At 44.0% G+C, this 13,613-nt stretch carries 9 protein-coding genes and 1 pseudogene; 5 read left to right on the top strand and 5 right to left on the bottom strand.

What is annotated here, in order from left to right; all coding sequences use genetic code 11:
• Positions 1-16 precede the first annotated feature (16 nt).
• A complete protein-coding gene (locus tag ACT6NV_RS13225; RefSeq protein ID WP_445386700.1) occupies positions 17-1,333 on the bottom strand; it encodes a serine hydrolase domain-containing protein in 1,317 nt (438 codons plus the stop codon).
• Between the two features lie 373 nt (positions 1,334-1,706).
• On the opposite strand from ACT6NV_RS13225, the gene ACT6NV_RS13220 reads away from it, so the two are divergent.
• Complete coding sequence (locus ACT6NV_RS13220) at positions 1,707-3,410, top strand: hypothetical protein (RefSeq protein WP_445384914.1); 1,704 nt, start codon at positions 1,707-1,709, stop codon at positions 3,408-3,410.
• 1 nt (position 3,411) lies between these two features.
• On the opposite strand, the pseudogene ACT6NV_RS13215 reads toward ACT6NV_RS13220, so the two are convergent.
• A pseudogene (locus tag ACT6NV_RS13215) lies at positions 3,412-4,144 on the bottom strand (ATP-binding protein); the annotation flags it as partial.
• A gap of 123 nt (positions 4,145-4,267) precedes the next feature.
• On the opposite strand from ACT6NV_RS13215, the gene ACT6NV_RS13210 reads away from it, so the two are divergent.
• The 3 genes from ACT6NV_RS13210 (at position 4,268) to ACT6NV_RS13200 (ending at position 8,155) form a co-directional block, all read left to right on the top strand.
• The gene (locus tag ACT6NV_RS13210) at positions 4,268-6,004 is read left to right on the top strand and encodes a BspA family leucine-rich repeat surface protein (protein ID WP_445384913.1); all 1,737 of its coding nucleotides are present in this window, start codon (positions 4,268-4,270) and stop codon (positions 6,002-6,004) included.
• Positions 6,005-6,192: 188 nt separating this feature from the next.
• A complete protein-coding gene (locus ACT6NV_RS13205) occupies positions 6,193-7,239 on the top strand; it encodes a hypothetical protein (protein WP_445384912.1) in 1,047 nt (348 codons plus the stop codon).
• 163 nt (positions 7,240-7,402) lie between these two features.
• Positions 7,403-8,155: a DUF6090 family protein gene (locus ACT6NV_RS13200; RefSeq protein WP_445384911.1), complete on the top strand. Its 753-nt coding sequence runs from the start codon at positions 7,403-7,405 to the stop codon at positions 8,153-8,155.
• A gap of 78 nt (positions 8,156-8,233) precedes the next feature.
• On the opposite strand, the gene ACT6NV_RS13195 is transcribed toward ACT6NV_RS13200, so the two are convergent.
• Entirely contained in the window at positions 8,234-9,766 is a 1,533-nt protein-coding gene (locus ACT6NV_RS13195; protein WP_445384910.1) for a YifB family Mg chelatase-like AAA ATPase, read from the bottom strand.
• A 161-nt stretch (positions 9,767-9,927) separates the two neighbouring features.
• On the opposite strand from ACT6NV_RS13195, the gene ACT6NV_RS13190 reads away from it, so the two are divergent.
• Positions 9,928-10,509 (top strand): nuclear transport factor 2 family protein, encoded by a 582-nt coding sequence (locus ACT6NV_RS13190; RefSeq protein ID WP_445384909.1) that lies wholly within the window; start codon positions 9,928-9,930, stop codon positions 10,507-10,509.
• A gap of 64 nt (positions 10,510-10,573) precedes the next feature.
• On the opposite strand, the gene ACT6NV_RS13185 is transcribed toward ACT6NV_RS13190, so the two are convergent.
• Both ACT6NV_RS13185 and ACT6NV_RS13180 read right to left on the bottom strand, forming a co-directional pair.
• Positions 10,574-12,364, bottom strand: a complete 1,791-nt coding sequence (locus ACT6NV_RS13185) for a hypothetical protein (RefSeq protein WP_445384908.1) — start codon at positions 12,362-12,364, stop codon at positions 10,574-10,576.
• Complete coding sequence (locus tag ACT6NV_RS13180; protein ID WP_445384907.1) at positions 12,361-13,605, bottom strand: DUF4249 domain-containing protein; 1,245 nt, start codon at positions 13,603-13,605, stop codon at positions 12,361-12,363. The genes ACT6NV_RS13185 and ACT6NV_RS13180 overlap by 4 nt, the downstream gene beginning before the upstream one ends.
• Between the last annotated feature and the right edge of the window lie 8 nt (positions 13,606-13,613).

Raw genomic sequence — 13,613 nt, 5'->3', positions numbered from 1 at the left:
GAGGCCTATTCGCCCCCTATATAGAAGGTTCAGACTCCTGGGTGTTATTTGCGGCCATATTTACAGCTGTCTTTCGATATATCTCCTGAACGATCTTATATAAATCCGGAATCACTGTACTTGACAGACGGGAATTACTGTTCAGCAAAACACAAATTCCTAAATCGTCCTGAGGGTAAAGGGCAATTTCATTCCTGTAGTTATTGACGCTTCCCCCATGGTGCCATATGGTTTTTTGGGATTCGGAGGCCTTATCCCTAAAATGATGTATACGCCAGCCAAAACCATAATAAGAAGATTCATGACCGGACCAGCGCTGGTAATATTTACTTCGCCCGGGGATTTCTACATTGGGGCGAAAAGCGATTGCCAATGCATTTTTATCCATTATATCCGGCCGGTGGCCCAGTAAAAACCGCATCCATCTGCCCATATCCATGGCATTGGCACTGATCCCTCCGGCAGCAATCGCATTATAATAATGATCATTTAGGTTGTTTGTGCGCCAGCCACTTCTCCTCCGGGTATGGGGCAATGCTATATTTTCAGAGCTCTGAAGGGATTTATGATCCATAAAAGTGGAACACATCTCCAAAGGTTTAAAGAAGCGTTCAAGCAGATACTCTGACATCTGCTTACCTGAAGCCTTGCTTATCATTAGTTCCGAAAGTGCAAACAGGGCGTTCTGATAACTGTAGAGTTCTCCAGGTTTGCTTATGGGTTTAACCTGTACAAAGCGCGAAGCAATATCCTGCAAGGGCAATCCTGCTTCAACCAGGTTTGTATAGCTGTGATAAGGTGCTCCGGCAGTATGCGATAGAAGGTTGGTCAAGGTAATTTTGTCGGTATTCCTCCTGTCACCCAATTGAAAATCCGGGATATAATCCCTGACTTTCGCCTCCCTGCTCAATTTTCCCTGCTTAATCAGATCGGCGGCAAGTATTCCGGCAAACCCTTTTGAAAGCGACCCTAACCTGAAGATCGTATGTCCATTAACGCCGTCTCCACTTTTAATATCCTTTTTTCCATACCCTTCGGCAATTACAATAGAATCCCCTTTTACGATACTAACCCCTGCCCCTACTAGCTGACCCGAAGAAACAGCCTTCCTGAAATAATCCTGAAGCGCCAGTTGCAATTGTTGTTGCTGGGATCTATACAATGCTGCAGCTTCCCGGTCAAAAATGTATTTGTTGGCTTTTTCCGTAGTGGCCAGATTTGCCTGCTTCTTTGCAGATTCGGGGGCCCTTAAATGACTACTGAGCCCGAAGATCAATAACAGGAAGAAGGAAGATATAAAGGTTATTTTAAGCGGTCTTTTTGGAAAACGCATCACTAAATATGGGTATCAGCCGTTGAAAATAGTATTATCTAGGTAAATAACCGCAAAACAACGGGAATATTATGCAGTTTATCGATAAATCTGTCCGAAACATCCCTTATTTCAATCCTGGAAATGCCCTTTCCCACGCGTCCTTTACTTACTGCAAACTTCCAGGAAAGCTACTTCACAATTTTGGCAGCTCATTCAGAGCAAATGACCCTTAACGTATTTTATTGAGTTACGGAACCTTTATTAAGCACTATCTAATTTCAAAACTGCCTTTTATTGACGATCCTTAAAAGGTAGGGAAACCCCTGTAAATTTTGTAAATTTAATGTACTGACCTTCAAGTATCAACCGGGCCAAATAAAATATATATCAGATGAGCGCCAACACCCCGGAGAAACGAAACCTTGGAAAAACCCTGGTAGTCTACCTCGGAACCGCTGGGGTCTTTATTGAACTTTTTAACTATATCGTTGCCCGATATGGCCTGCAGGGATCTTTTTCTGATGCGATTGTTATCCTGGCTATTTTCGGGTTACCGGCTGCCCTCATACACGAATGGCACTACCGAAGTTTTACCCGCAAGGCACTTTGGATACACCTGATCAATTCCGCCCTGGCCCTCACAGTGATTTTTTACAGTCAGGCAAACCCCAATCAGCTTAAACCCACAGAGCTGAGGCTACTGCAGTTCCGGAAGAATCAGAAAGAGCTGGCCTCCTCAGTAGGCTCTATCGCAATTTTACCGTTCACCAACCTGACTGGTGACAACACACAGGAGTATATGGCCCAGGGGATGCATGAAGAACTCATCGGACAAATGGGGGCTGTAAGTGGCCTGAGGATCATCGGGCGAACCTCCACGGCCCTCTATGCGAATACAGAAAAAAGTTTGCATGAAATAGCCGGGGAACTCCAGGTAGATGCTATTATTGAAGGCTCCCTCCTGCCTGCTCCCGAAGAGACACTCAAATTACAGGTCCGCCTTATCGGCGACATGCCCCGGGAGCTCCAGCTGTGGACAAAATCCTATGAGCTGAGGCGGGAAGAAGTACTTGAGCTCTACGATGATATTATTCGAACCGTTTCAGATGAAATAAACATTGCACTTTCTCCTGATGAAGAGCATCGCATGCAAACGAAGAGGCCCGTGGATCCGGAAGCCTATGAGTTTTATCTCAGGGGAAGGACGAACTTTTCGTACCTGACTCCCGAGATGGTCAACGTAGCTGAGCAAAATTTTAAGAAATCCCTGGAGATCGACCCGCAGTTCGCACCTGCCTATGCCGGCCTGGCCGGGGTCTGGATTGCCAGGAAGCAGTTGAACCATCCCGGATTCACCCAAAAAGAAACAGAGCCCAAATATTCCGAATACATCAGAAAATCCTTTGCCCTGGACAGTACCGATGCCGAGGTGTGGCGGATGTATGCCACCGAACTTGCCTATGATTACAATTGGCAGGGGTGCAGGGATGCCATCGAGCGATGTCTGGAACTCAATCCGAACTTTGCGGAGGCTCATGCCTTTTATGCCCATTTCGAGATGATGCAAAGCAACTGGGAGAAGGCCTGGGAGGAAATTGAGATCGCCAGGGAACAGGACCCCCTCAATCCCATGGTAAACTTCTTTTACAAGGTGATGCTGGATCATAGCGGTCAATATGAAAAAGTCGGACTGGTAGCATCGGGCGATCTGGGTTTTATGCATTATGGGTTTCAAAAAAAAAATGACAGCGTCATAATTTCCCTTAGCAATTCAAATCTTCTTAAAATGAAACCAGACATCGCAGCTGATTTTAAGGCAACCTATCTAAATGAAGGGTATGAAGTGGCACTTAATAAGCTGGCCGATACCCTGGGAGCCCTTTCAGAGCCTGAGGATTTGGACGCAGCATTCATTACTATCCTATACCAATTTGCAGAGAACAGAGATAAAACGGCCCAATGGATTGAGCGCATGTACATCCGGAGGGACCCCAACCTGCCCTATTTCGCCATCCGCCATCCGAGCAAAACCCAATGGCTATTCGAGGATCCCAGGATAAAGGAGGTAATGAGGCGCATTGGCCTGTGGGAGTAGATCAGCCCAACCACCCCTCCCGGTCCAGGGAGCGATACTGAATGGCCTCCGCCAGGTGCTTCTCTTCTATTTCCCGCTGCGATTCCAGATCGGCTATGCCTCTGGCTACTTTATTTATGCGGTTATACGCACTGGCTGATAGCTTCAGTTGTTTCATAGCCGTTCCCAGCAGGGCTTTCCCCTTTTTATCCAGGGGGCAATATGTACGGATTTGCCGGACATCCATCTGGGCATTGCAATGGGTGCCCAATTCCTTCGCAAACCGTATTTCCTGCAATTCCCTGGCTCTTATCACCCGCTGCCGAATGTCCTTAATGCTTTCCCCCCTACCCTTTGAGCTCAATTCCTCAAACGGCACCGGGCATACTTCCATATGGATATCGATCCGGTCCAGCAGGGGGCCAGAAATACGGTTCAGGTACCGCTGCATTTCGGTAGCCGTATGTTGAAAGTTTTGTTGTCCGTCATTAAAATAACCCCCCGGGCTGGGGTTCATACTGGCCACCAGCATAAAATTGCTCGGATAGGTAATGGTAAAGCGCGCCCTGGAGATAGTGACCTCCCGGTCTTCCAGGGGTTGCCGCATCACTTCCAGCACATTCCTTTTAAACTCCGGTAGTTCGTCCAGGAACAACACCCCGTTATGGGCAAGGGATATTTCCCCAGGCTGCGGATAACTCCCCCCCTCCTACGAGGGCGACATCTGTACTATAGGTAGGCAGGAAAAATTCCCTATACGTGCTTCAATCGGACTTATTTGACCCACTTCTAATATTTTTTTACACAAAAGTGTAACTACGGGGTTTGAGTTTTTCTCCTTTTTTTTTACTTTTTTGTTGAAATAAACTGCTCGCATTATGACACGGCTATTACTTACCCTGTTAATCTCCTTTTTATTAATCATTTCTTGTAAAGCCCAGAATGTCTATTTGGATGCAAACGGGGTTACCATAAAAGCCCATCCTAACGCTATTGTGGGGGAATCCTATGAATTAAATGGCGAAACTTATACAGTTGTCGATAACACAATGCTATATGAAATGGTTAGGAAGGGAGAGGATGTAACCATGGTGATAACGACATTGGTTACTGATATGGCACACATGTTCTTAAGTGCAACTTCCTTCAATCAAGACATTTCCAGATGGGATGTAAGCAATGTCACTAATATGGGAGGCATGTTCATTAATGCATCTTCCTTCAATCAGCCAATAAGTAGTTGGGATGTAAGTCATGTAACTGATATGTCGGGCATGTTCAATAATGCAACTTCCTTCAATCAAGACATCAGTGAATGGGATGTGAGTAATGTAACTAATATGAACCAAATGTTCTATGATGCTAAATCCTTCAATCAGCCACTTAATAATTGGGATGTAAGTGGGGTAACTGATATGAGTTATATGTTCGATAATGCAACTTCCTTCAATCAAGACATTTCAAGATGGGATGTAAGTGGGGTAACTGATATGAGTTATATGTTCATTGGTGCTGAATCCTTCAATAAGCCACTTAATAATTGGGATGTAAGTCATGTAACTGATATAGGAGGCATGTTCGATAATGCAACTTCCTTCAATCAAGACATTTCCAGATGGGATGTAAGCAATGTCACTAATATGGGAGGCATGTTCTATAATGCAACTTCCTTCAATCAGCCATTGGGTAGTTGGAATGTAAGTAATGTAAATGATATGTCGGGGATGTTCTATGATGCTAAATCCTTCAATCAAGACCTCTCTAGTTGGGACGTGAGCAACGTCACTATTATGCTTAATATGTTCATTGGTGCTGAATCCTTCAATCAGCCACTTAATAATTGGGATGTAAGCAATGTCACTAGTATGAGTGGGATGTTCATTAATGCTTCTTCCTTCAATCAGCCATTGGGTAGTTGGAATGTAAGTAATGTAAATGATATGTCGGGGATGTTCTATGATGCTAAATCCTTCAATCAAGACCTCTCTAGTTGGGACGTGAGCAACGTCACTATTATGTTTCGAATGTTCTTTGGTGCTGAATCCTTCAATCAAGACATTTCCAGATGGGATGTAAGCAATGTCACTAATATGGGAGGCATGTTCTATAATGCAACTTCCTTCAATCAAGACATTTCAAGATGGGATGTAAGTGGGGTAACTGATATGAGTTATATGTTCGATAATGCAACTTCCTTCAATCAAGACATTTCAAGATGGGATGTAAGCAATGTCACTAATATGGGAGGCATGTTCTATAATGCAACTTCCTTCAATCAAGACATTTCAAGATGGGATGTAAGTGGGGTAACTGATATGAGTTATATGTTCATTGGTGCTGAATCCTTCAATAAGCCACTTAATAATTGGGATGTAAGTCATGTAACTGATATGGGAGGCATGTTCGATAATGCAACTTCCTTCAATCAAGACATTTCCAGATGGGATGTAAGTAATGTCACTAATATGGGAGGCATGTTCGATAATGCAACTTCCTTCAATCAAGACATTTCCAGATGGGATATCAATAAAGTTACTTATTGTAACGCCTTCTCAGCTAATGCCTCAGCTTGGACACTCCCACAACCCAAGTTCAATAATTGCGACCCTAAATAAATTCACCACCTAATAAATAATAGCTACATCTGTGACGCTCCCCAAAGTGCACACATAAAACTTTACTACATGACCAGTAAGCTCCAACCAACTCTGGGCTTAATCTAAATAAACTATCTTAGTTTGCATACGTGGGATAAAGTGCATAATGTACTAAATTCAATTGTTAGCCAATATATAACCAACCAATGAACCATATTTTTAGAAAACTCCGTAAACGACTTCTCGATCAAAAGAAAGTTAGTAGATATCTTCTCTATGCAAGTGGGGAGATCATTCTTGTGGTAGTTGGAATACTTATAGCCCTTGACCTGAACAACAGGAACGAAGAGAGGAAATCACTAGCTAGAATTGAGTCAATTTTCGAAAAAGTTTTGGAGGAACTGGATTCTAATATAGATGAAACAACCGTTTTTTTCCAGGCTAATCAACACATGGACTCATTAAGATACATGGTTGCTATGAATAAGATTACGCTTGAAGATCTAAAATCATATGACTCACCTGATTGGAATTATATATTCGAGTTAAACAAGACTTATACTTCGGTTTCACTTACTCAAAAAGCTTATGATCAGCTTATGCAAAATATTGACAACATTCCTCAAGAATATTTAGCATTGGTTGACGAACTGAGCACTCTTTTTGAAACCGAAAAGAGAAGGATTTTGGAGATACAAGGATTGTTATATGATGCTTTGAATGAGAATATTAGGAAACGATCAGAGCTCGAATTTTATCAAAACAAATATAATTTAATATTAATTGCGAATGATAAGGGTTTTCAGGATTATATTTTGAAAGACCCTCGGTTCAAGGCTGAAACCGTTCATTGGATGGATGCCGTAAGATCGCAAATTGATCAAGTAATTATATACAGGGAACATGCGCTAAAATGCTATGACATGATCTCCTCTAAATTTGGTCTGGAGAGCAAGGAGGCCAAATGGAAGATCGATGACGAGTTTATCGCTTCCTTTAAAGGAAATTACATATTATCTTGGGGAGATACCATTGAACAGACGGTTAAAAATGGTTATCCATATCTAAAATGGGAAGGATATACTTCGGATTCCGGGTATATGATGCATAAAGTTGATGAAACTACATATTTATATTCCTATTTGTACTTTAATTATAGAGTTAAAAATGATAGTGTATTTATATATAGCCCCAGGTTTAATTTTGATGATAAAGGTTGGCTTGCCACAAAAATTCTTAATGATTCGCTTTAAGTATTAGCGTTACCTTGGCTAACGACGCCTATAATCCATCACCTGCGTTCGTCTGTGAAAAATCTCTAACTTGTAGTTTATAATTATGCCCTGGTGTTATGCGCTTCCAGGCGCCGTACCTTAGCCAGGGGCGTTATGCTTCATTACCACTAACCAATAATCAATGATAAAATTCTTCAGAAAAATCCGCCAGCGATTACTGACTGAAAATAAATTCAGCAAATATTTGCTTTATGCCATTGGGGAAATTGTACTGGTGGTGATTGGGATTTTGATTGCATTGCAGCTAAATAATTGGAATGACACCTTAAAAGAAAGATCTGTCGAAATCAAAATTTTACAGGAAATATTGAGCAATCTGGAACATGATTTGGTGGAAATACGTTCCGATATTGGTTTAATGGACAGCGTAAATAAGGCCAGCGAAGACATTATCCAATTTATGAAAACAGATTCTGTCCCATCTGAAAAATTCTACTATGATGTAGCGAAACTTCGTGTGAACCCACATTTTGACCCTAACAAAAGTGGTTATAATCTATTAGTTTCAAAGGGAGTGGAAATTATTTTAAATGATAGTTTAAGAGGATCCCTTTCGCTACTTTATGAATCCCTGTATACATACTATTACAGGTATGAAGAAGAACGTACCCAATTTAAACTACAAGAAATAAATCCTTCGTTATTGCAATATTTCGAATGGAATGCCCGCCCAGAATTGCTGTTTTTTGGTCATTACCAAATTAGTTCATCGAACTATTTAATGCTTAAAAGGGATGCTAATTTCTCCAGGCTGCTTTATGCTATTGCTTTCGATAATACACTCGTACAAAATCGCGCATATCGCGTTAAAAGCGGAATAGAATCGCTGATCGTGGAAATTGAAAATGAGTTGAAGGCTAAGGACGTCTTATAATACCATTATACTTACGAAAGGTAAAAAGGAAATCAATAAAACCTCTGATACTCTAACACATGGTGGTCTCTTGAAAACCTACCCCAACCACCCCTCCCGGTCAAGGGAGCGATACTGAATGGCCTCCGCCAGGTGTTTCTCTGCTATTTCCCGCTGCGATTCCAGATCTGCAATGCTCCTGGCTACTTTAATGATGCGGTCATAAGCCCTGGCTGATAGCTTCAGTTGCTTCATTGCCGCTCCCAGGAGGGCTTTCCCCCTTTTATCCAGAGGACAATATGTGCGGATTTGCCGTACATCCATCTGGGCATTGCAATGAGTGCCCAATTCCTTTGTAAAACGGATTTCCTGTAATTTCCTGGCTCTTATCACCCGTTGCCGAATGTCCTTACTGCTTTCACCTTTACCCTTTGAACTCAATTCTTCAAAAGGTACAGGGCTTACCTCCATATGGATATCGATGCGGTCCAGTAAGGGCCCGGAAATACGGTTCAGGTAACGCTGCATTTCAGAGGCGGTATGCTGAAGGTTTTGTTGTCCGTCATTGAAATACCCTCCCGGGCTTGGATTCATGCTGGCTACCAGCATAAAACTACTGGGGTAGGTTATGGTAAAGCGGGCACGGGAAATAGTCACTTCCCGGTCTTCCAGCGGCTGTCGCATAACTTCCAGCACATTCCGCTTAAACTCCGGGAGCTCATCCAGGAATAGTACTCCATTATGGGCCAGGGAGATCTCTCCCGGTTGCGGATAACTCCCCCCTCCTACCAGGGCTACATCTGAAATAGTGTGATGAGGGCTTCGAAAGGGTCGCTGCAACACCAGCCCACTGTTTTTGTTCCCGCCCACCACCGAATGAATCTTTGTGGTTTCCAGTACTTCTGTTGGGCTCATAGGGGGCAAGATTCCGGGCAGCCTTTTTGCAAGCATTGTTTTTCCAGAACCGGGCGGTCCGATGAGGATAATATTATGTCCTCCGGCTGCTGCAATCTCCATACATCTTTTTATGGTTTGCTGCCCGCGGACCTCACTGAAATCGGGACTATACTGCTCTTCCTTACTATGGGGTTCCAGGGATACCGGCGGCATCGCTTCCAGGGTTTCTTCGCCTTTAAAAAAGGCTATGAGCTGAGATAAATGTTCGATTCCGTAAACCCTGATCCCTGAAACTACAGAAGCCTCCACCGCATTCTTTTTTGGTAAAATCAACGCTTTATAACCCTGCTCCCTGGCTTTAAGTGCCATGGGCAGAGCCCCGCGTATGGGTTGAAGGGCTCCGTCCAAAGATAGTTCTCCCATCACCATATACTCATGAATCAGGGGCACCTCCAACTGACCGGAAGCGATCAGGATACCCAATGCCAGGCATAGATCATAAGCCGCCCCTTCTTTCCGCAAATCTGCAGGAGCCATGTTGATGGTTATCTTCTTTCCGGGAATGCGGTATCCATTATTCAGTAAGGCAGCTGCGATACGGAAATTACTTTCCTTTATGGCATTATCCGGTAAGCCTACCAGGTGATATCCGATTCCGGAATCAATGTTAACTTCAATAGTGACAGGAACGGCATGTATACCTATAATGGCACTGCCGTATACTTTGGCCAGCATCTCTGATTTTTTATGCAGTATCGTTTTGTGGCCTGCAGTATTCAATCAGGGGAAAGACTATTTGGCCATGTGATGACCTGTATCATTGGCTGTCGGAAATAAATACACTAAATAGCTTATCTCTAATAGCTTACGTAATTAACGACCTAAATTATAAACACATGAAAAAAGTACACTACGGGCTTTTAGCCCTTGTTCTGATTGGTTTTTTAAACTGTCGGGAAGTTAATCCTGAGATGACTGCAGAAACCCAAATGACCGAATCTTCTCTGTCTCCTGATTATGAGGCCTTTCAAAAAAAGGTTGAATGGACCAGGGCTTTCATAAAAGCCCATTGCGATGAAGATTTGGCAGCCATCTCCGAGATGCTGGCTGACAGCCTTGTATGGAGCCCACCTTCTTACAATGGAAATCAGTGGCTCGGAAAAGAAGACTTGCTTGCTGCCTTAAAAAATTACCACGATGCGTTTGACAATATCCAGTTTGAAGAGGGTATCGTTACGGCAGATACAACCGCGGCCGGGTTCTGGTCGGGTTCTGTTTACCCGATGGAAAGTGCCAGCAACAGCCCGAATATTATCAGGGTCTACGGCACCTGGAAAGCTACCCATACCGAGAGTGGCAAAGACGTAGGCGTTAAATTTTATAACCTGATATCTTTCAATGAGGATGGTAAGATGGTCAGTGCCTCTGATTATTTCGATGCAAACGGTATAGCCGTGCAGCTGGCTACTGAAGATTAATTCTGCAAAGCCCTCAGAACGAAGCGGCCCGATCATCTCGGGCCGTGTTTTTTTTGTTAACTCCCTATTTCACCACTACCCTGTGCATTAAACTTATTGGCTTTCCGAAAGCAGTAAACCCTTCCAGGCGGATTTCATATGTGCCCGGAACCCCGGAAGTTTTAAAGGTGAAGGATTGCTCCGGTTGGCTTATTTCCAGTTTGGGCACCCATAACAGTACGGTCCTGTAATCCGGTATATGCCCTGGAAGTTTAGCATAGGCATGCCTGAAATAATTTTTAAAAGGTCTGGGAGGGTCGTATGCAAAAGCCCCTCCGGCTTTTGGGTTGTAATTCGCAGCAAAATCACCGCTGATTGTTTCAAGGGCCACCATTCCCTGAAATTTGGAAGAGCCCATCACATAAGGGTCGCGGAGTACACGTACATACTTGAGTTGCCGGGCGTCAAAGTTGAGCAGTGAAGGAAGGTCCTGAATCAAAACCCCGTCCAGGGTAACCAGGGGAGGGTCAGTAGGGACTTGTTGGTTTCCATATTCCTGCGGAGGTTGGACCCAGAAGCTGGTATCGCCGGATTCAGTACGTTTCAGGTCTACATGGGCTATGATTTCTATCAGTGTTTCCCTCAAGCTCGAGAATCGGGTATAGTCGTCCAGATCATACGTTTCAGGTTGTTCCCCGTCAAAGGGGTCCACTGGAGGTGGCATTAATATGGAATCGGGCTTAAGTTCAAAATAACTGTTTTCAATTTGGTTGTGTACCGAACGTTTACGAATCCTTTCAGCCATCTGAGGTCCAATTTGCAATTGAAAAAAATTGTCAAGGTCCGGATCCCATTGAGACGGCTTATCCAATTCAATTCGGTAATCATCCGTTACTGGGTTCAGGACATCCACAATAATCTGATTTCCATTAAAAGGTTTAATTAGGTAGGTATAAAACTTCCCTTCGCTGTCCGTTTGAGCTGTTTTTATCTGAAAATCCTTGCCCGGCAGCGAAATTGCGAGACCCAGACCTGCCTGCGGTTCCCCCGTTTTGTTCAATACCCTCCCGCTTATTAATTCTCCCCGTTGTTCCGGGATGGATACAATACTATTTACACTTTGGGGTATTTCTTTTTTTAAAGAGGGATAGGATTCTGCAAAGCGCGTGGTCCTGATGGGAGCCGGATGCGGCAGCTCATCCTGTTTGCGGATCAGCAAGGAATAGCTTCCGTGTCCCAGTTTTCCCTTAAAATTGCGGATGCTTACCACAACTTCTTCTTCCGTGCTGTATTCTGACTTTTCGAGCATAATGGCCAAATCAGAACTTCCTGAATCCGAAACGAGTGGTTGCCCGCTTTTTATCCTGGCAATCGAATCTGCCCGCACCGAATCAGCAGTTGATAAAATACCCCCCTGCTTGGAGGTATACGGATTTATAAAACTGATGTTCTGCATAAAAAACTGGCGGGCACCGGCATTTTTCATCCAATGTGTGAATGCCACCAGTTTATAATTCCCGGAGGGAAGATTGGTACCTAGAAAAATATCTCCCTGTCCCCTACCGGACCTGAGAAACACCTTTTGACTGATCAGAATTTCGTTGGCTTCATTTAGTATTTGGACATAAGCTATTTCACTTATATTACTCAATTTATAGGTTTGGGTATTAATGCAGTACAGGCTGTAGTACAGATATTCCCCCGGAAATAATAGGGTGGCCGAGGGGTGAACATAAAGCGTTTCTAAAGGTGTCTGCTTCAATACCTGGAGTTCGTCTATGTTTGATATACGTACCTGGGCATCAACCGAATGGGCCTGAAGCCCAATCCCGATGGCGATAAGTATGGTCCATTTTAAAAGACGTTCTGGTATCATTCTATCCAAAATTCTGGTATTATGTTACTGCCCAGTTCCCGGCAATCTCCACAAGGCTTAGGTACATATGCATAGGTTCCGGGGCAGGTTCCCAAATTCTCGGAATTGGGCCCAACATAGGAGATCAAACCCTGGTCCACGCTTTCCACTACCGATCGAGGACAGGGATTGGGTCCTGTAGGTCCGGGAGCACAATAGGAAATATGATCATCAGGTGCTGAAGACACGGTGCAATTTTGTATGTATGGCGGAATCGGTAAATCCGGGAAAATGTCTTCAAAATTAAAAAACAACCGCTCTTCACTTACCGTGGCAAGTTCAAAATAACCAATAACCTTTGCATCCGGATCACCGTCAACGCGGATATTTCCGTTTAAAAAGCCAGGTTGGGTACTATTAAAAATACTCTCCGAGGAAGAAAAATCGCTGAGTGCCTGATAATATGAAAAAGCTTCCGGCTGCTGCACGTATTGCTTTACCAAAATACTGTACCGGTGTCGGATCATAAAATCCGTGGCTCCGAGGAAGCGAACCGGTAAGCCCTCGAAGGCACCCCCGGAAAGGCTGTTGCCATCATTTAGTATGACCGAGTTGGAGGCCACCGTATTATAGCATACCTGCTGCTCTTCTGATCTGGGGACAATCTCGAGGCTATAGGTTATTTCCGGCAATGCACAGGGATCGTAGTCCGTCAGAAGGAATTCCTCCGGGCTCCATTCAGGTGCAATGATCTTATAGGTTTCTTCGTATTCATATCGAAAGTAATCAGCATTACCGCTGGTTACAGAGCCATCCAGGTAGATAAAAACCCCTTCCGTCCCATTTTCGTTGTTTTGCCTGATGGCATACAGTTGGTCGATGTTGGCCCTCCCTGGCAGTAGTTCCGGCTCCGATAAATAGGTGGTCCCGTTACTACTGTTTATTTCCAGGCTGTATTCCGTATCCGGAAGCACGGCAAAAGCCTGGGAGGAACGGTAAAGCCCGGGTTCCGTTTCCTGAAAGGAAAAGGCCTGCCCGCTCGCTGCCCGGACACTTACAGAAGCCCCGCTTTCCGCTACAGGGGCTACCGAATCAAATGGATATGTACGGCTCAGGCGGATCTGTTGTACTTTTTCTTCATCCGTAAGGGTAGCCTCTACCACGAGCACGTCTTCAAATCCATTTTGTTCAATGGGAAAGGGGTCTATGCAGGCATGGAGCAGGAAAATTGATATTAACAGGATCCTTATATATTTTTTCATTCCTGGCA

Source organism: Robiginitalea insularis (assembly GCF_052497835.1).
This window is presented reverse-complemented; position numbering and strand designations above follow the sequence as displayed.